We start from the raw sequence: 18,639 nt of genomic DNA, 5'->3' as shown, positions 1-18,639 counted from the left end.
GGCTCATCAGAGCGCTTTGATCTTTCCCGAATGGGGACGCGAAAGGACGAATACACCACCGGCCAAGCCGACCACAAGCTGCAACAGGCCGAAAACCACCGATAGCGTTGCGGCGTCCGTCGTGCCGATGCCGAATACGGCAAGCGAAATGACCATGCCGCCTTCCCGCAGCCCCCATCCTCCGACAGAAATGGGAACCATGGCGATCAAAAGCACTGGCGGGAAAGCGGCTGCGGCCTGACCCCAATCGAGCGGGAGGCCAAGTCCGAGAACGAGGATCTCAAGCGAGACGACACTCAAACCGTGAATGACGAGGGTCAATAGAGATATTCCGAGCATTCCCCGGTGGGTGAGAAAAGCCCCCAGCGCGTCGCTCAGCGCGTGCAGCTTTTCCGGAAGAAGCCGAACGAAGAGATGGCGACACCAGCAGAACACCAGGGCCGATGCGATGGTTCCCGCGACGCCAAGGGCCGTGAGTTCGGTGAGATAGGGGATTGGGAAGTCGTGCCCGTAAAACGCCCGCATGATGATCAGACCGATCAGCGCAACGACCGCCAACCCGAACAGGGTGAGGATACGGTCCATGACGACGCCGAGCGTGGCTTCCTGGATCGTCAGGCCGTATTTGAGGGCGCCGAAAATGCGTGCGGCATCGCCTGGAATGGGACTTGGAAGAGCCTGATTGTAAAAGAGGCTTTGCATGAACAGTTTCATGGCGCCTGATATTTTCAGCCTCTGCCCGATCATCTCCGCTAGAAGGCACCACCGCCAGGCCGAAAGCAGGGCCTGCAGGAGAAGAAGGAAGATGCTGAGGCAGATGGTCGTCGCCGATAGGGTCCGGACCGCGGCCCAGCCTTCTGCGAAATCGACCTTACGCGCGATCCATATGACGAGGCCAAGCGCCACGGCCACTTTCAGAACCGGTATGCCGATGCGAAGGAATGCTCGGGAGGATGGAGTCGTCACGATGCCCGATCCGCGTCAAAACGGTAGAGCTTCCAGCCGAACCGATCCGTCAAGATCAGTGAGGCGCGGGGCATCATGTGGGCTATGACGCTGTTGGCCAGCATTATTTTGTCTTCTCCTATGCGTTCTGCGAGGAACGCGCTGCCAGCATCCGGGGGAAGGATGAAGTAACCTATATGATTATCCCGGATGAAAGCATCGATATCCGACCCCGGTCTGGGCAGCACATAGCGTGGCAATTGCCAACCGCCATCGCGGCCGTCGTTATAAGCCGTCGACAATAATGTGTTGGCGGTGTCGAAAGGCTGAAAAACGGTCCGCAGGTCATGCTCCGCGATGTAGCGATACATGAAATAGGCTTCGCGGTGGCTCTCCATATATTTGTCGACACTGATCATCCCGAGCACGACGTCGAGGTCTTTCGCCTTGCCGGGATCCATGTCGCTGCCGCCCACGCGGTACCACTGCGACAGCCAGAGTCCCCCGGCCAGCACGCCTAAGATCACCGGGCTGGCGATCATGCATGCCGGCGAAGAGGCGATTTTCGTAATTGGGGCCATCCGCGGCAGAACTTGCCGGTCGAGCCATTGATCCAGCCGTTCCCGAACCAGGGAGGCGCCGATAAACCCGGTCGAAAAGAACAGCAGATAGGCTGGCGTCGCCCACCGGATGTGATTGAACATAACGGTGTACCATATCACAAACATGGCAGCGGTAATCGCTGCGAGAAATGCGATGCGCCGAAAGGCCACGGCGAGACCGGCCAGGATCAAAGCGAGAGCGACGAAAGCATTCGGCTTGCCGGCCAGGAACCAGCTGTAAAGGATATGGAGGAAGTCGCGCCAACCTTGCAGAGTTGCGAGGTTCGTTACGAAATGTCGGTTAGCGGGATCGAAGGCCCGGCCCAATTCGAGCATGTAGTCCGCCATCCAGGCGTCGGTGAGGCCCGGATGACCGAACATGAAAGGATAGATCGGATTGCCGAGAACGATCAGGTTTTTCGCATACCAGTAGCCCGCGACTGCAAGGAATGCGCAAAGGCATGACAAAAAGAGCGGCAGCGATACCTTTCCCTTGAGAAGCATTTGCATCAGCGCCAGCCCTATCAGGCAAACCATTTGCAGTTCCGTATATTTCCCTCCGACCGCTCCCCCCAGCACGAGCGCACAATGAAAAAGCTCCGCCGGACGCCGGGTTTCCAGATAACGCCACAGGAAAAGCACAGCGGCGACTGAGAAACACGACCGTGCCAGATCCGTCATCGGTTCGCCGACACTTCCCCTGAAGAAGGGGATGCTGAGCATCAGAGCGGCCACCAGGAAAAAACCGCATCCCCGCCAACGACTGGCGCAGCTTGAAAGCAGGAACAGAAATCCGAAGAAAATTGCGACATTCATGATCGCCGCACCGGTCCAGTGACCGCTGACCATCATGACGAGCGCAAACAGCAGATTAAAGAAGAGCGGAATATTGCCGTAGAAGGGATGGTCGATCTGCGGCGACACAAAGCCGCTGTGTTCGATGATACTGTTTGCGAGCGGGATGTGGAAAACCCAGACGTCGGCAATGCCGGATGGAAACAGGGCCATAACGCTCCACACATAGCAAAGTACAGTGCATGTGAGTGCTGCAAGCACCGGAACCGGGTTTCCGGATCTCGTTTCAGCGGCAATTTTACGAAACAGCGAACCGAGGTCGTAGAGAACGGCGACGAGATCGCGCCACCGCCAAATCATCGAGACAGCGACGATCGGGAGAACGATCTCCCATCGCAGCCCATGGAACGCCCCAAGGACGGTGGCCGCGCCCCCGGCGATCGCCAGAGCCGGCAGAATACCGCTGAGCAGAAAGTCGGTGCCGTCTCGAAAGGGTTGATCGCAACGTTGGTTGAGCGAGGCAACGATGCCTCTGTCGATCACGAGGCCCCATAATATTATGGCGAGAACCGTGCACCAGCCTACGATCATGATCGACCCTTTCGTGGCTCCTATCCCGCGAGAGGAGGCGTAGGCTTTTTGACGGGCAGCATGACCCCAAGGGCTCTTATCATCAGCCCTGATATAAAGATCTGAAACGCGGTAATGATGAGCCAGAGCCCGAAGACGGCCCAGTTGGTCTCGATGCCGATCTCAGGCAGCAGGTATCCGTTCCCGACATAGGAATCGAAGAGCGGAACCGCCAGAAAAACGCCGGCCAGAACGGCGACCACTGATCCCCAGATGGTTGCATTGTAAGGCAGGAGCCGCTCGAAACGGCTCTGCACATGTCCTGAATAGTCGAAAATCACCCGACCGATTGCCGCCGAAACCAGCATTGATTGGCCAAGGACGGCCAGGGCCATGGCAAACAGCATGGCATTGGACGAAAACCGCACACCGCCAATAGACATCGGCCCGGCGAGCAGCGGCAGCATGATTATCAGCCCGAGGGCCAGAAGCAGGAATCCCGGCCAGATGAGAAAAAAATCAAACCCGTAGACGAACATTGCCTGCAGATTGCGCCAGCCTGCGCGCCACGGCTCCATCCAGCCCCGCCGCTTCATGTGGCTTAGCCGGCCTTCCGGATCCTTCAGGAAGTGGATTGGCACCTCTGTGGTCGGAAGCTCCATATGCACGGACTTCAGCACCATCTCCGACGCATATTCCCATCCTTGCGACCGAAGGTCCATGCGAAGCAAGGCATCGACGCTGATGCCCCGCATGCCGCAATGGATGTCGGAAAAGCGGCTGCTGAACATCCGATTGAGGATCCACGTGGTCAGCGGCGTTCCGAAATAGCGATGCAGCGGCGGCATCGCTTTGTCTTCGATCGAGCCCTTGAACCGTGAGCCCATGACGAAGTCGAAGCCCTTCCGGAAGGCTTCGATAAACGGCGCTATTTGCCGAAAATCATAGGTGCAATCCGCATCACCCATGATGATGAACTTGCCGCGCACGTATGGAATGGCATCGATGTAAGCTCTGCCCAAACCGCGCTTCGGTGTCCGCAATACGCGGGCTCCTCTGTCACGGGCGATTTCCGGGGTTCGATCGGTGGAGCTGTCGACGATAAGGATCTCCACAGCCGCACCGCTTGCCGCAATACCCTCGCGGCACCAGTCGACGAAGGTTCCGATCGTCAATTCCTCATTGAGAGAGGGAACGAGGATCGTCACTTCGGGGTTGGCGACGTCATCGTCGGGCGTCAGAAGCGTCAATTCCGGATCGTGGATGCGGGGAAAATTCATGCGCGTGAAACGGCTCTTCAGGAAAGGGTAGGCGGAACAAGTCCGCAGGAAAAATCCAATACGGCATGGCATATCGCCAGATGGGCGATCTCCACATAACCATATTGATCGGACGCCACATAAAAGTTCAGGTCACCCAGATCGCGCAGCGGATTGCCCGGAGCGAAGCCGCTCAGGGTCATGACGGCGCAGCCCTTGTCGCGTGCGGTCCGGACGGCCTTGGTAATGCTTTCCGATCTTCCGGAGCTGCTGATTGCCACCAGCAGGTCACCTTCATTGGCGTGCAAATCGATCTGCTTTGCGAAGACGTTCTCATAGCCGAGGTCGTTTGACAGGCAGGTCAGCGTCGCGCCGTCGTTCATCGCCATCGCGCGCAGCCCACCGTTTTTCGAGTAGTCCGTCGCCATGTGGCTGGCAATTGCCGCGCTGCCGCCGTTGCCGATGAACATGATCTTTCGGCCGGCATCGTGTGTGGCACGGGCCAATTGCATGGATTCCGTCACAGCCGCCGCATAATCCAACGGCTTTCCGGCTGACCGCGTGGCGGTCGTATTCACCAGAACATGGCGGAGAAAAGTGAAGTAGCGATCCAGATCGCCGGTTGTGACACCGAGCCCCGAAGACCTGTTCTCATGATCTGACATGCTCGTCCAGTCCCTCCGCCTTGGAAATTGGGGCGTCCTTAAAGTGTAAATGGTACAAAGGCAAGTTGCTCGCCCGCTCTTTTAAGGGTTGTCGGCAAGTGTCACGGCTTTGCAACCAACGGCCTCACGCCGCTTTCAGCGCTCGCACGGGTCATGCCATACCGGGTGGGCGAGGGGTTGGCGGTCGTTTCCAGCAAGGACCGACCGTCAGTTCCCGATTGCGGCGATCATGCCGATCTCCACGGAAAATTCTGGCGCGGCGAGCCTCGCTTCGACGGTGGCGCGCGCCGGCGCATGGCCGGACGGCACCCAGGTGTCCCAGACGGCGTTCATCTCTTCGAACTTGGACATATCCGCAAGCCATATCGTCGCGCTGAGGATTCGTGTCGAATTGCTGCCCACGCTCTCCAGAAGCCGCGTGATCCGCGCCAGGATGTCGGTCGTCTGCTCGCGTACGGAGGCATCAGGCGCATCAATCGCGACCTGGCCTGCGAGGAAGACGAAGCCGCCATAGGTCACGGCCTGGCTCATCCGCTTTCCGGTTTCGTAGCGCTCGATCTGCATGCTCGAACTCCTTGAGTTAGTCCCTGTGCGCAATCTTCTGGCGTTCGGCGCGTCGCTGCAGCCATTGGATCGTGGCGAGAAACAGCGTCGAAAACAGGATAAGGAGGGTGGCGACGGCGGCGATCGTCGGACTCAGCGTTTCCCGCACGCCGCTCCACATCTGGCGCGGCAGGGTGCGCTCCTCGGAACCGGCGATGAAGAGCGCAATCACCACTTCGTCGAACGACGTCACGAAGGCAAAGAGGGCGCCGGATGCCACTCCAGGCGCGATGACCGGCAGCATGATGCGCAAGGTTGCTTCAACAGGGGATGCGCCGAGACTGGACGCTGCCCGCATCAGATTGTGATCGAAGCTGGCGAGCGTCGCCGTCACGGTGATCACCACGAAGGGCGCTCCGATTGCCGTATGCGCCAGCACCAGGCCGGTCAGGCTGTTGAGCAGTCCGATGGCGGCAAAGGCATAATAGATGCCGACGGCCGAAACGATGACCGGCACGATCATCGGCGAGATCAGAATGGCGGTTAGCGTTGCCCGCGCCGGGCAGGATGGCCGGCTGAGACCGATGGCGGCAAGCGTGCCGAGAAAGGTCGACAGGATAGTGGCGCAGACGGCGACAATGATGCTGTTTTTCAGCGCCAGTTGCCAGACGTTGGAATCGAAGAATTCGCGATACCAGCGCAGCGACAGGCCGGGCATCGGATAGGTGAAGAACGGCTCGGCATTGAAGGAGAGCGGCACGATCGCGATGATGGGCGCGATCAGGAAGAGGATCACCAGGCCGCCGGCCAGCCATAGGAGCAGCGAAAACAGCCGAGGGAAAGAAAGCAAGTTCGTCATCAGCCTATCCTCAGCCTGTCGATGCCGACGATGCGATTGTAGACGGCGTAAAGGATGAGCACCGCCACCAGCAGGATCGTGCTCAAAGCCGCCGCCATGCCCCAATTGGTGACCTGGTTGGAATAATAGGCGATGAAATAGCTCACCATCTGATCTCCAGGCCCGCCGACCAGAGCCGGCGTGATGTAGTAGCCGAGCGCCAGGATGAAGACGAGCAAGCCGCCGGCGCTGACGCCGGGCATGCTCATCGGCAGGTAGACACGGAAGAAGGCCGATGCCGGCGGCGCGCCGAGCGATGAGGCGGCCCTCAAATAGACCGGCGGTATGCTTTTCATGACGCTGTAGATCGGCAGCACCATGAAGGGCAGCAGGATATGGGTCATGGCGATCAGGACGCCGATGCGATTGTAGATCAGGTCGAGGGGTCGTGCGGGATCGACGAGGCCCAGCCAGATGAGCGCCGAATTGATCACGCCGCGCCCCTGCAGCAGCACGACCCAGGCGCTGGTACGCACCAGCAGCGAGGTCCAGAACGGCAGCAGCACCAGGATCAGCAGCGTATTGGCGACTGTCCCTTTCGACCGGGCGATCAGGGCGGCGAGGGGATAGCCGAGAAACAGGCAGATCACGGTCACCGATGCGCTGACAACGAAGGTGCGGATCAACACGTCGACATGCACCGCATTTTCAGCCGAGACCCTGCCGATCGCGCCCGAGGCGTCGCGCTCCAGATCGAGCGAGGCGAGCAGATAGTAATCGGTGAAGGGCGGCGATGCGTTCTTGATGATCGTCCAGTAATGCGGCGTCTCCCAGTTGGGATCGATGGCGATGAAGGCGGCCTTATAGGGCGGCTCGGCGTTGCGGATCGTGCGCGCGGTTTTCAACAGCATCGAGCGCATGCCCGTCTCGTAATAGTTGAGACGTTTGGCCACCTCGGCGATCTGATCGCGGGGCGATTGTTTCAGGTCGGCGGCAAAGGCGGCAAACAGCGCTTCGTCGGGTGGAGATTGTTCATCCCAGGCTGATAGAGCCGACATCGTATAGGGCAGGGCGGCGGAAGCCGCCCTGTTGTCGACCGCGCGCGTCAACAGCAAGGCGATCGGCAGAACGAAGACGAGCAGAAGGAAGACCAGCAGAGGCGCGACTAGCAGCAGCGCTTTCAGCTGGGCCTTGCTTTTTGCACTGCCGAGGCTTTTCACCCGTATGCCGGCGGCAATCATCGAGCCGTCGCCTTCATTCATTGTCGCGGTCACCATCGCTCATGCCTTTTTGCGGTAGAGAAAGGGGCGGACGAAGCCGGGGGACACTCGCCCGCCTGACGAGGTTACTGTGCGAGCCACTTGTTGAAGCGTTCGGTCAACTCCTCGTCATGGTCGGCCCAGAACTCGGAGGAGACGACGAATGCGTTCTTCGTGTTGTCGGGCGCGGTCGGCAGATCGACGAGAATATCCGGCGGAACCTTGGCAATGGCCGCCTTCAGGGTCGGGCCATAGGAGATATATTTCGATTGCTGCGCCATCACATCGGGATTGACCGTGAAAGCGACGAATTTATCCGCCAGTTCCTTGTTCTTCGAGCCTTTCGGCTCGGCCCAGAGATTGAAGTCCATGCCCTGGCCGTCCCAGACGATCTTGAAGTTCTTGCCGCTGTTCTTGACGGCATCGTAGATGCGGCCGTTCCAGGCCGTGGTCATCACCACTTCGCCATCGGCGAGAAGCTGCGGTGGCTGCGCACCGGCGGTCCACCAGACCTTCACATCCTTCTTGATCGTGTCGAGCTTCTTGAAGGCACGGTCGACACCCGCTGGCGTCCCGAGCACGTCGTAGACCTCAGACGGTTTGACGCCGTCGGCGATCAAAGCGAATTCCAGCGTGGTCTTCGGCGACTTGCGCAAGGCGCGCGGACCGGGGAATTTGGCGGTGTCGAAGAGATCGGCCATGGTCGTCGGCCCGCCATTCGGGAACTTTGCGGCGTCATAGGCATAGATGGTGCCGAAGACGATGGTGGCGACCGCGCAATCCATCGCCGCGCCGTCGATGAAGGCGTCCTTGCCTCCGAGTTTCGAATAGTCGATCGTCTCAAGCCAGCCTTCGTCGCAGCCTTGCAGTGCATGGCTGGGTTCGACGTCGACGATGTCCCAGGTCACCTGGCCGGTCTCGACCATGCCTTTCAGCTTGGCGGTCGAGCCGTCCCACTCGTCCTGGAGAATCTTGGTGCCGGTCTGCTTGGCGAATGGCTTGAAAAAGGCCTCCTCCTGGCTCTTCGTATAGGCGCCGCCCCAGGATGTGACGGTCAGCGTATCCTCGGCAAATGCTGCTCCCGCGGTTGCAAGAGCCATGACGGAACTGAGAAACATGCAGTTTAAACGCATCATGGTGGTTCCCCTTTTTGTTGCTGCGTTACGAAAGAATGAGCACTGGGTCAGGAGAGTGCGAGCGCGCGGCAATCCTCCGGCGCCCAGCCGATGACGGTGCTGGAGCCGAGCGACCGAACCGGAATATCCTGTGCGGCGGCGACCTTTATAAAAACGTCGTCACAGCCGCAGGCGGCGACACGTAACCGCACATGATCGCCGTGATAGATGATTTCCTTGAGCATGGCGGTGAACCGGTTCGGAATGTCGGCACCAGGTGCCAGCTGAATTCGCTCGGGCCGTAAGACCAGGGTTGCCCGTGCGCCTTCCTTCAGCCCTTCTCCGGCTTGGCCGGTGATGATTGAACCGCCGGGCGAGCGAAGCCGGCAGAGGGCATTATCGATTGCGACGACTTCACCCGATATCGCATTGTTCTCGCCGATGAAGGTTGCGACGAAGGGATTTGCCGGCGCCTCGTAGAGCGCATGCGGGGCCGCGATCTGCTGCAGGATGCCATCATTGAACACACCGACCCGATCCGACATGGTCAGCGCCTCTCCCTGGTCGTGGGTGACGTAGACGACATTGATGCCGAGGCGGGCATGCAGGTGTTTGATCTCGAGCTGCATATGTTCGCGAAGCTGCTTGTCGAGCGCACCGAGCGGCTCGTCCATCAGCACGAGCTGCGGCTCGAAGACCAGCGCGCGGGCAAGCGCGATGCGCTGCTGCTGTCCGCCCGAAAGCTGGTTGGGCCGCCGCGCTTCGAAACTCGCCATGCGCACCATGTCGAGCGCGCGGCGAACCCGTTCGGCAATCTCCGCCTTGCCGAGCCGGCGCATCTTCAGGGGAAAGGCGACATTTTCGCCGACCGTCATATGCGGGAAAAGGGCATAATTCTGGAAGACCACGCCGATATTACGGCGATGCGGCGGAACGCTGTCGATCCTGCTGTCGGCCAGAGTAATGGTCCCGCTGCTCGGAGCCTCGAAGCCGGCCAGCATCATCAGCGTCGTGGTCTTGCCGGATCCGGAAGGGCCGAGAAGGGTCAGAAACTCGCCTTTTGCGACGTCGAGATCCAGACCGCGCACGACATAGCTGACGCCGTCATAGGATTTACGCACGCCTTCGAAAGCAATGAAGCGCTCGCTCATGAATTCCTCCTGTTTGCACCGGCCGGGTCCCTGCCTCTTTGTCTCGATGCTAGGCCATATTGTCTCGGTCAATTTCCGTTTGTCAAGCCACACAAATAATTTTGTATGGCGACGGTCGAAGGCCTCGAAAACACTGGGAAAGCGTGTTATGTCGCAAGAAATCATGCTGAATCGTAGAGCCAACGATCAACTGGGCCGCGCCAAGCTAACGGAATTCTACACGGATTGCAGGAATTGTATGTCTGAACGATCGGAACTGAGCCAGACAAACCAGGAGCGGGAAACGCGCATGCCGGCCTATCTCGAACTCGCAAGCGAGCTCGAGGCGCGAATCCGCTCGGGCGCCCTGCCGCCCGGCAGCCAACTCCCACCGCAACGCGATCTCGCACGGGAGCGCTCGCTTAACGTCTCCACAGTCACGCGCGCTTACCGCGAATTGCAGAACCTCAATCTTGTCATGGGCAGCACCCGGCGCGGTACGATCGTCACAGGCGACGGCGCCATGCCGCGGGTCGATCGGGCGGCGAGCCCTGCCGGGGTCATCGACCTGACGGTCAACCGACCGGCCATCGACGATTTCCAGCAGCGTCTCGCCCAATCCCTGCCGGATCTTTCGTCCGATCCGCGCTTCCGCCAGATGCAGGAGTACCAGCCGCCGGAAGGGCCGGCCTGGGCGCGCCTTGCTGCGAGAAAATGGATATCGCTCAACGGCTTCGACCCGTCCGAAGACGATATCGTCGTCACTAGCGGCGCCCAGCACGCTCTTCTCGCTGTCATCAGCAGCCTGATCGAGCCCGGCGACACGATCGTCTGCGATCGGCTGACCTATTACGGACTGATTGCGCTTGCCCAGATGTTCCGCTTCCACATTATCGGCATCGGAAGTGACGAACAGGGCATGTCGGCGGCGGAGCTCGACGATATCTGCAGCCGGGAGCCGGTGCGCGCCGTCTTCACGGTTCCGTCGATGCACAATCCGACCGTCGTCACCATGAGCGAGGCGCGTCGGAAGGAATTGGTCGAAGTCGCGGAAAAGCATGATCTCGTCATCATCGAGGACGATGTCTATGGACCGATGCTCGGGACCCGGGCAAGCGCCCTGATCACGCTCGCTCCGGCCAGGACCTACCATATCTCGGCGCTTTCCAAGGCCTTGGCGCCGGGTCTGCGCGTCGGCTATCTCACTTGCCCGCCCGGCCGTGCGCTGCTCTCCGCGGAGGCGGTACGTACGACCGCCTGGATGCCTTCGCCGCTGCCGCTGCTGCTTGCCACCCGCTGGCTGGAGGACGGCACGGCTGAAGCGATCCTGAAGGCCCAGCTTGCAGAGCTGCGCGCCCGCCATGCGATCGTGACGACGATCCTGGCCGGCCACTCTTTCTCCGCCGATCCGCGCTGCATGTTCCTCTGGCTCAGACTGCCGGCGCCATGGCGCTGCGAGGATTTCGCCGCCAATCTGCGCGCCCATGGCGTTGCCGTCATGGCTGCCACCGCCTTTGCCTGTGATCGCCAGCCCGTCGAACATGCCGTGCGCGTCAATGTCGGCTGCGCATCGTCGCGGGAGGAACTGGCAACGGCCCTGCGTATCATCGCCGCGACGCTGAACGACCGTCCCCGCGCTTTGGCCGGCCTGGTCTAGGATGAACAGGCCGCTCCCCGAGCTTCAGCCCTTGCCCGACGCCGAGCGCCGGCATGTGGCTGTTGTCGGCGCGGGATTGGTCGGCCTCTGCTCGGCCCTCTGGCTGCAGAGAACGGGGCATCGGGTCACGATGATCGATCCGGCACCGCCACTGGACGATGCATCCTACCGGCAGGCATGTTCCTATGGAAACGCCTGCACCTTTGCGCCGCACGGCGTCGTTCCCGTCGCAACGCCAGGCGTCATTTGGCGTGTGCCGGGAATGCTGCTCAATCCCCTCGGTCCTCTGGCGATTGTCTGGAGATACCTGCCGCAACTGGCGCCGTGGCTCTGCGCCTTCCTGGCATCGAGCACGAAAGCCGAGGTCGAGCGCATCGCCACGACACTGGCGGCGCTGCTGTCCCATGCCGATGCCGCCTGGCAGCCGCTTGTGATGCAGGCAGGCGCCGAACGGCTGAAGCGGCATGACGGCTGCCTCTATCTCTACAAGACCGAAGCGCAATTCCAGGCGGCCGATGCCGAATACGCGCTGCGTCAACGCCATGGCGTCGCCATGGAGCAGCTCAGCCGCGCCGATATCCAAAGCCTGGAGCCCAATCTTGCGCCGCTCTATCATAAGGGCGTGCTGTTCCGGGACGCCTATGTGTTTTCGAGCCCCAGGCAGCTCGCCTTCGCGCTGGCGCAAGCGCTCGTCTATGGCGGAGGAGAGATCATCCGCGGCGAAGTCTCGGCAATCGAGCAACGTAACGACGGCATCGGTCTCAGGATCGCGGGCAAGGCAATGCTTGCCGACCACGCCGTCCTGGCCGCCGGCGCTCATTCCCGCAAGCTTGCGGCATCGGCAGGCGATCATGTCCTGCTCGATACCGAGCGCGGTTATCACGTTCTGTTCCGGCAGGCGGGCGATCTTCTGTCGCGCCCGGTCTGCTATCCCGAACATGGCTTCTACATGGTGCCGATGTCGGATGGATTGCGTGCCGCGGGTACCGTCGAACTCGGCGGGCTTGCCGCTCCCTTGAACCCCAGGCGGACGGCGATGATCCGTGACGGCGTGAAAATGCTGCTGCCGGCCGCCGGACAGGGCAGCGACGAGTGGCTGGGTTTCCGGCCGTCCATGCCGGATTCGCTGCCGGTTATCGGCGGCTCCCGCCGCTTGCCCCGCCTCACCTATGCCTTCGGCCACGGCCATCTCGGCCTGACGCTGTCGGCCTTGACCGGCTATCTCGTGTCTCAGCTCGTTGCCGGGCAGGATCCGGTCATCGACCTGGCGCCACTGCGTCCTCACAGGTTCTGAGCCATTATCGCGTCCGCGTCTTTTCAGACGCGCAGAGGACGCTCAAACCATTTGAATCGCTGAATATTGACGGCTTTCGGTTGGGTCGGGACCACGCCTTGAGCAGGGCCGCGGCGTGAAAAATCACAGCTTCACGCAAGCCAGCCAACCTAGGCTGGCAGCGATTGTGGGGACATTCATTTTTTCGATTCGGGAAGACGCGCTTAGCCAAGCTGCGGCCTTCCGGTCCTATTCATATTGGCTACTGAAAGAGTCTTGCCATGACTTCGATAGTTTCTTCCTACAGTCTCACTCAGATCAAGTCGCTTTCGACGGCGGCCGTTGCTGCCTGGACGACGGAAGACGTGGCAACCCTTTCAACGAAGCAGATCAGTGTCCTCTCATCGGCTCAAATCGCCGCATTGGATACCGAAGATGTGGAGGTCCTCAGCTCTCAGCAGCTGAGTGCGATTTCGCAAGGTGCCGTTTCCGGCCTCACGCTTGATCAATTGGCCGTACTGTCGACATCGGCCATCGAAAGTTTCACCTCCCTGCAGATCGCCGCAATCACGACCAAGCAGATCAGCGCGCTGTCGACGGCGCAAGCAGAGGCTTTAACATCATCCCAGGTCGGCGCCCTCAGTTCGCTGCAGATTGCGGCTCTGAGCACTGCGGATGTGACAATGTTTTCGACCGCCGATATGGCGGCAATTATCAGCAAAGCTATAACAGGCCTGTCGACATCAGCGGTTGCGGCTCTTTCGACGGACCAGGTCGCCGCTCTAAGCACCGGCGCTATTTCCAATCTTACGACCGCTCAGATCGCGGCCTTGGGAACGGCGCAGATTGGCGCCCTTGCGACTGCGCAGATCGCTGCACTCAAAGCCGCGCAAATCGCCGGCATGAGCACGAACGCTATCACGGCGCTTTTGACCGCGCAGATTGCTGCCTTGAGCACCGGCGCGACCGCCAGCCTGAACACGGCTCAAGTCGCTTCCTTGAGTACGGCGCAAGCCGAGGCGCTCAGCTCCGATCAAGTGAAAGCACTGACTTCACTTCAGCTGTCCATCCTGGGCGCGGACGACATTGCTACATTTTCCACCGCAGATATTGCGGCGATCACCGTTTCTGCCGTTTCGGGCCTGTCGACTTCAGTTCTTTCCTCTCTGTCGACGGACCAGGTTGCGGCCCTGAGCACCGCCGCCGTCTCCGGCCTGACGACAGCTCAGATAGACGCGTTGAGCACGGCACAGATCGGCGCCCTGACGACGGCGCAAGTTACGGCCCTTAAAGCGACGCAGATTGCGGTCATAGGCACGAACGATATCGCGGTGCTGACAACCGGACAGATTACCGCCATCAGCAAGGCTGCCATTTCCGGTTTGACGACGGTCCAGATCGCTGCTTTGAGCACAATGCAGATCTCTGCTTTGACGACAACTCAGGTCGCCGCACTAAAAGCGACGCAAACAGCGGTCTTAAGCACGGACGAGATCTCGGCGCTTTCAACAGCGCAGATCGCTGCCCTCAGTCTGAGCGGCGTATCGGGCCTTGCCACGGGGCAGATCGGCACACTCACGACAACGCAGGTGGAAGCGCTGACGACAGCACAGGTCGCCGCTTTGACTTCGACCCAGATGTCCGCCTTGGGAACGGACGATGTCGCCAGCCTCTCGACTGACGACATTGCGGCGATCACCAGTGTCGCGATATCGGGCCTGAGCACGGCTGCGGTCGCCGCTCTCTCGACGGCTCAGGTCGTCGCTTTGAGCTTGAAAGGAATTGCTGGTCTAAGCACTGATCAGATTGCCGTCCTGACCACGGAGAAGACGGGCGTTTTGACCACGGCGCAGATCGCCGTGCTGAGCTCCAAGCAGATTGCGGCGCTGGGCACGGATGAAGCCGCGACGCTTTCGACCGCGCAGGTGGCCGCCCTGAGCACAGCCGGCGTCAAAGGGCTCACGACCGGCCAGATCGCCGCGTTGAGCACGCAGCAGGCCGAAGCTTTGACGAAAGCACAGATTGCGGGGCTGAGCTCGACGCAGCTTTCCGTATTGTCTGCCGACGACATCGCCACGTTCTCCACCGCGGAAATAGCAGCGATCACCAGTAGTGCCATAGCCGGATTGAGTACCGGCGTTGTCGCATCTCTCTCCCCTGATCAAATCGCCGCGCTCACTGCTAGCGCTGCTGCCGGACTGACGACGAGCCAGGTTGCAGCACTTTCAGCCACGCAAATTGCCGCCCTGAGTTCAGCTGCCGTTGCAAGCTTGACGGCAGGCCAGATCTCGAGCCTGAACACCGCACAGGTTACGGCGTTGACGACCACCCAGGTCAGCGCGTTGAAAGCAGCGCAGATTGCGGCCATGACGACGGGTGACGTTTCGGTCCTTTCAAGCGCACAGATCGCTGCACTCACCACAAGCGCGATCGCAAGCCTAACCACCAGTCAAGTCGCGGCCGCAAGCACGGCACAGATTGCGGCGCTATCGTCTACCCAGATCAAAGCGTTGGGTTCGACGCAACTCGCTGCCCTCAGTTCGGAGGACCTGGCGACCTTTACGACCGATGAAATGGCGGCGATTTCCAGCAAAGCCGTCAGCGGCTTGACGACCGGCCACATTGCATCGCTTTCCACTGATCAGGTTGCCGCGCTGGCGACGAGTGCGATCACGGCCCTGACGACCGATCAGATCTCAACTCTGAGCATCGCTCAACTGGCAGGTCTGACGACCAGCCAGATTGCGGCATTGAGTTCGACTCAAACGGCAGTCCTGACGGCGAACGATTTAGCGGCTTTCTCAACCGCCGACATGGCGGCACTTGCCAGCAATGCCATAAAAGCTTTGAGCACGGACGTTATCGCGTCTCTTTCCACCAGCCAGATTGCCGCCCTGAGCACGAGCGTAGTTGCGGCCTTGACCACCGGTCAGGTTGCCACCTTGAGAACCGATCAGGTCTCAGCGCTGGCTCCAACGCAAATTGCGCTTTTGACGTCGAACCAGGTCGCAGTTCTCGACACGGGCATCATCGCATCCCTCTCCACTGCGCAGATCGCAGCGCTTAGTGCATCCGGCGTCCTGGGCCTGACCACCGATCAGATTTCGGCTTTAAGCACTGTTCAGACCGAGGCATTGACGGCTGCCCAGATCGCCAAGCTGAGTTCCACCCAGGTCTCTGCGCTCGGAGCCGACGATATTGCGACCTTCACAACCGCCGAAATCGCCGCAATCTCGAACAAGGCCGTAACGGGCTTGGGCACGAAGGTCATTGCAGCCCTTTCCACAAATCAGATCGCCGCGTTGAGTGCGGCCGGCATCGCCGGATTGACCACGAACCAGATCACCGCGCTGAGCATAGCGCAGATTGCCACCATGCCCGCAGCATGGATGACGGCTCTGAGCTCAACCCAGATTGCTGCATTTGATACCGGCGTCATTGATTCTCTATCGACTGCCCAGGTCGCTGCCATAAGCACATCAGGCATTACCGGTTTGACGACCGATCAGGTCAATGCGCTGAGCACAACGCAGATCGCGGCTTTGACGACAAGCCAGGTCGCGGCCCTGAAATCCGCCCAGCTCTCCGCTCTGGGAACGGATGATATCGCCGCGATGTCCGCTGCCGACATTGCGGTGATCAGTTCAACCGCGATGTCGGGATTATCGACGGCCGCGATTAAAGCTCTATCGGCCAGCCAGATTGCCGCTCTGAGCACGGCGGGCGTTGCCGGGCTCAGCACCACGCAAATTGACGCGTTGAGTACGGGTCAGGTCGATGCCCTGCTTACGAACCAGATTGCGGTCTTAAGCTCATCGCAAATTGCCACAATGGATGCAGATGTCGTTGCTTCGCTCTCCACTGCACAAATTGCCGCCCTCAGCACATCCGGCATTGCCGGCCTGACAACGACACAGATTGACGCATTGGGCACTGCGCAGGCCGAAGCACTCACTGCCTCGCAGGTGAAGGTCCTCAATTCGACCCAACTTGCTGCGCTCAGCACGGAAGACATCGCCACCTTTTCGACTGCCGACATCGCTGCGATTTCGAACAAAGCGGTGTCGGGCCTCGGCACCTCAGTCATTTCAACGCTCTCGACCGCTCAGATCGCTGCCCTAAGCACGACCACCGTTAAAGCCTTGTCGACCGATCAGGTTGCCGCACTCGGCGCGGCGCAGCTTGCCGCCCTCGCGACGACGCGTATCGCGGCGCTGAGTTCGGTCCAGGTAGCAGCTCTCAGCACGACAATTGTCGCGTCGCTTGCCACAGATCAGATCGCAGCCCTTAGTACGGCGGGGATTTCCGGCTTGAGCACCGATCAAGTCAATGCCTTGGACAGCGCGCAGGTCGCCGCACTCACGACGAGCCAGGTCGCGGCATTGAGTTCCGCGCAGGTGGGCGTGTTGACCACGGACGACATAGCCGCCTTCTCGACTGCGGATGTGGCAGCAATCGGTTCGACCGCCATTTCCGCCCTGTCCAGCGCGGCCATCGCCGCCTTGTCGACGGCTCAGATCGCCGCCATCAGTGCCGCTGGCGTCATTGGCATAACGAGCGATCAGATTCTCGCTTTGAACAGCAGCCAGATAAGCGCCCTGACGACCAAGCAGATGGCGGCCTTGAACTCGACGCAGGTCTCCGTCCTGAGCCCGAGCGCTGTGGCGGCCCTTTCAACCGCACAGATTGTGGCCCTGAGCAGCGCCGGCATTGCCGGATTGACCACAACGCAGATCGCGGCCTTGAGCACCGGCCAGGCCGAAGCTCTGACTTCGGCCCAGGTGGCGGCCCTCAGCTCCAAGCAAATAGGCAGCCTGAGCGCGGCCGATATCGCCACGTTTTCGACCAAAGAAATCGCGGCAATCGGATCGGGCGCCGTTTCCGGCCTGTCGACGGACGCTATTGCAACCTTGTCGACGACACAGGTAGCAGCCCTCAGCGCATCCGGCGTTACCGGCCTGACCACTCAGCAGATCAGCGCGTTGAGTACCGGCCAGCTTCAGGCTCTGACAACAACGCAGATCGCCTCCCTCAGTTCGGCTCAGCTTTCGGTGCTGACGACCGCCGATATAGCGGCTTTGTCAACCAGGAGCATCGCGGCAATCGGTTCCGGCGCTATATCCGGCCTGTCCACGGCGGTCGTATCGGCCCTGTCGACGGATCAGATTGCAGCTTTCAGCACTTCAGGCGTTTCCGGCCTGACCACCAAGCAGATCGCTGCCCTGAGCACCGATCAAGCCGAGGCATTGACGAGCACCCAGGTCGCGGTGCTCAGTTCAACGCAACTTTCAGGACTGCCGACCGCCGATATAGCGGCCTTCTCGACCCAGGATATCGCCGCAATCGGTTCCAGTGCCATATCCGGCCTGTCCACCGCGGCGATTGCGGCATTGACGACAGCCCAGATTGCCGCGCTCAGCACGTTGGGGATCTCCGGCCTGTCCACCAGGCAGATCGCTGCCTTGGACACCAGTCAGGCCAAAGCTCTGCTTGGCAAGCAGCTTGCGGCTCTGAGTTCCACGCAGGTCAGAGCACTCAGCACCGCCGATATCGCTGCGATGTCGACTGCGCAAATCGCAGCGCTCAGCACCTCCGGCATAGTCGGTCTCAGCAGTCTGCAAATTTCCGCTCTGAGGACTGCTCAGGTGCAAGCCCTGACGACGGCACAGATCCGCGTTCTCGGCTCAACGCAAGTCGCCGCCCTGCCGACCGCCGATATTGCGGTCCTGACAACTGCGCAGATTGCTGCACTTGGCAGCGTCGGCATTGCGGGTCTGACCAGCGTTCAGATCGCGGCGTTGAGTACCGACCAGGCCGAGGCCCTGACATCGGTTCAGGTCGCCTCTTTGAGTTCGGCGCAAATTGCGGCCTTGGACGCCGCCAATCTGCAAACCTTTTCGACAGTTGATATCGCGGCAATCAGTTCAAGCGCCATTTCTGGCCTGTCAACGACCACTGTCGCCGCCTTCTCGACGGAGCAGGTTGCGG

12 protein-coding genes are annotated in these 18,639 nt (G+C 60.5%); 3 read left to right on the top strand and 9 right to left on the bottom strand.

Annotation, left to right across the window (positions count from 1 at the left end):
* Nucleotides 1-6 precede the first annotated feature (6 nt).
* The 9 genes from OS035_RS19940 to OS035_RS19900 all read right to left on the bottom strand — a co-directional run bounded on the left by OS035_RS19940 (nucleotide 7) and on the right by OS035_RS19900 (nucleotide 9,742).
* Nucleotides 7-966, bottom strand: a complete 960-nt coding sequence (locus OS035_RS19940; RefSeq protein WP_097626285.1) for a lysylphosphatidylglycerol synthase transmembrane domain-containing protein — start codon at nucleotides 964-966, stop codon at nucleotides 7-9.
* Entirely contained in the window at nucleotides 963-2,933 is a 1,971-nt protein-coding gene (locus tag OS035_RS19935) for a hypothetical protein (protein WP_331813995.1), read from the bottom strand. Before OS035_RS19935 ends, OS035_RS19940 begins: the two co-directional genes overlap by 4 nt.
* 20 nt (nucleotides 2,934-2,953) lie before the next feature.
* Nucleotides 2,954-4,192 (bottom strand): glycosyltransferase family 2 protein, encoded by a 1,239-nt coding sequence (locus OS035_RS19930; protein WP_131711278.1) that lies wholly within the window; start codon nucleotides 4,190-4,192, stop codon nucleotides 2,954-2,956.
* A gap of 17 nt (nucleotides 4,193-4,209) precedes the next feature.
* Complete coding sequence (locus OS035_RS19925; protein WP_183779813.1) at nucleotides 4,210-4,836, bottom strand: SIS domain-containing protein; 627 nt, start codon at nucleotides 4,834-4,836, stop codon at nucleotides 4,210-4,212.
* Between the two features lie 207 nt (nucleotides 4,837-5,043).
* On the bottom strand, nucleotides 5,044-5,400 hold the full coding sequence (locus OS035_RS19920) for a RidA family protein (RefSeq protein ID WP_131711276.1): 357 nt from the start codon (nucleotides 5,398-5,400) through the stop codon (nucleotides 5,044-5,046).
* 16 nt (nucleotides 5,401-5,416) lie between these two features.
* Nucleotides 5,417-6,238, bottom strand: coding sequence for an ABC transporter permease (locus OS035_RS19915; RefSeq protein ID WP_183779810.1), 822 nt, complete (start codon nucleotides 6,236-6,238; stop codon nucleotides 5,417-5,419).
* The gene (locus OS035_RS19910; RefSeq protein WP_183779806.1) at nucleotides 6,238-7,494 is read right to left on the bottom strand and encodes an ABC transporter permease; all 1,257 of its coding nucleotides are present in this window, start codon (nucleotides 7,492-7,494) and stop codon (nucleotides 6,238-6,240) included. Before OS035_RS19910 ends, OS035_RS19915 begins: the two co-directional genes overlap by 1 nt.
* Before the next feature lie 68 nt (nucleotides 7,495-7,562).
* Nucleotides 7,563-8,612, bottom strand: a complete 1,050-nt coding sequence (locus OS035_RS19905; RefSeq protein WP_331813994.1) for an ABC transporter substrate-binding protein — start codon at nucleotides 8,610-8,612, stop codon at nucleotides 7,563-7,565.
* Nucleotides 8,613-8,659: 47 nt separating this feature from the next.
* The gene (locus OS035_RS19900) at nucleotides 8,660-9,742 is read right to left on the bottom strand and encodes an ABC transporter ATP-binding protein (protein ID WP_331813993.1); all 1,083 of its coding nucleotides are present in this window, start codon (nucleotides 9,740-9,742) and stop codon (nucleotides 8,660-8,662) included.
* 238 nt (nucleotides 9,743-9,980) lie between these two features.
* Here OS035_RS19900 and OS035_RS19895 point away from each other — a divergent pair, with 238 nt between their 5' ends.
* From OS035_RS19895 to OS035_RS19885, 3 genes are all read left to right on the top strand, one after another.
* Complete coding sequence (locus OS035_RS19895) at nucleotides 9,981-11,378, top strand: aminotransferase-like domain-containing protein (RefSeq protein ID WP_183780309.1); 1,398 nt, start codon at nucleotides 9,981-9,983, stop codon at nucleotides 11,376-11,378.
* A 1-nt stretch (nucleotide 11,379) separates the two neighbouring features.
* Nucleotides 11,380-12,672: an NAD(P)/FAD-dependent oxidoreductase gene (locus OS035_RS19890; RefSeq protein WP_183780306.1), complete on the top strand. Its 1,293-nt coding sequence runs from the start codon at nucleotides 11,380-11,382 to the stop codon at nucleotides 12,670-12,672.
* 260 nt (nucleotides 12,673-12,932) lie between these two features.
* Nucleotides 12,933-18,639 (top strand): beta strand repeat-containing protein (locus OS035_RS19885; protein ID WP_331813992.1); only part of this gene is annotated, 5,707 nt, incomplete at its 3' end.

The sequence above is a fragment of the Rhizobium sp. 268 genome (assembly GCF_036571585.1).
Taxonomy (GTDB): domain Bacteria; phylum Pseudomonadota; class Alphaproteobacteria; order Rhizobiales; family Rhizobiaceae; genus Rhizobium; species Rhizobium redzepovicii.
The sequence above is the reverse complement of the archived record's forward strand: the minus strand, read 5'-3'. Positions and strand labels throughout refer to the sequence as shown.

Excerpts from the sequence above, each read along its gene's own strand:
- OS035_RS19925 (WP_183779813.1), bottom strand. The coding sequence starts at position 4,836 with ATGTCAGATCATGAGAACAGGTCTTCGGGGCTCGGTGTCACAACCGGC.
- OS035_RS19895 (WP_183780309.1), top strand. The coding sequence starts at position 9,981 with ATGTCTGAACGATCGGAACTGAGCCAGACAAACCAGGAGCGGGAAACG.
- OS035_RS19920 (WP_131711276.1), bottom strand. The coding sequence starts at position 5,400 with ATGCAGATCGAGCGCTACGAAACCGGAAAGCGGATGAGCCAGGCCGTG.
- OS035_RS19915 (WP_183779810.1), bottom strand. The coding sequence starts at position 6,238 with ATGACGAACTTGCTTTCTTTCCCTCGGCTGTTTTCGCTGCTCCTATGG.
- OS035_RS19935 (WP_331813995.1), bottom strand. The coding sequence starts at position 2,933 with ATGATCGTAGGCTGGTGCACGGTTCTCGCCATAATATTATGGGGCCTC.
- OS035_RS19900 (WP_331813993.1), bottom strand. The coding sequence starts at position 9,742 with ATGAGCGAGCGCTTCATTGCTTTCGAAGGCGTGCGTAAATCCTATGAC.
- OS035_RS19910 (WP_183779806.1), bottom strand. The coding sequence starts at position 7,494 with ATGGTGACCGCGACAATGAATGAAGGCGACGGCTCGATGATTGCCGCC.
- OS035_RS19890 (WP_183780306.1), top strand. The coding sequence starts at position 11,380 with ATGAACAGGCCGCTCCCCGAGCTTCAGCCCTTGCCCGACGCCGAGCGC.
- OS035_RS19930 (WP_131711278.1), bottom strand. The coding sequence starts at position 4,192 with ATGAATTTTCCCCGCATCCACGATCCGGAATTGACGCTTCTGACGCCC.
- OS035_RS19905 (WP_331813994.1), bottom strand. The coding sequence starts at position 8,612 with ATGATGCGTTTAAACTGCATGTTTCTCAGTTCCGTCATGGCTCTTGCA.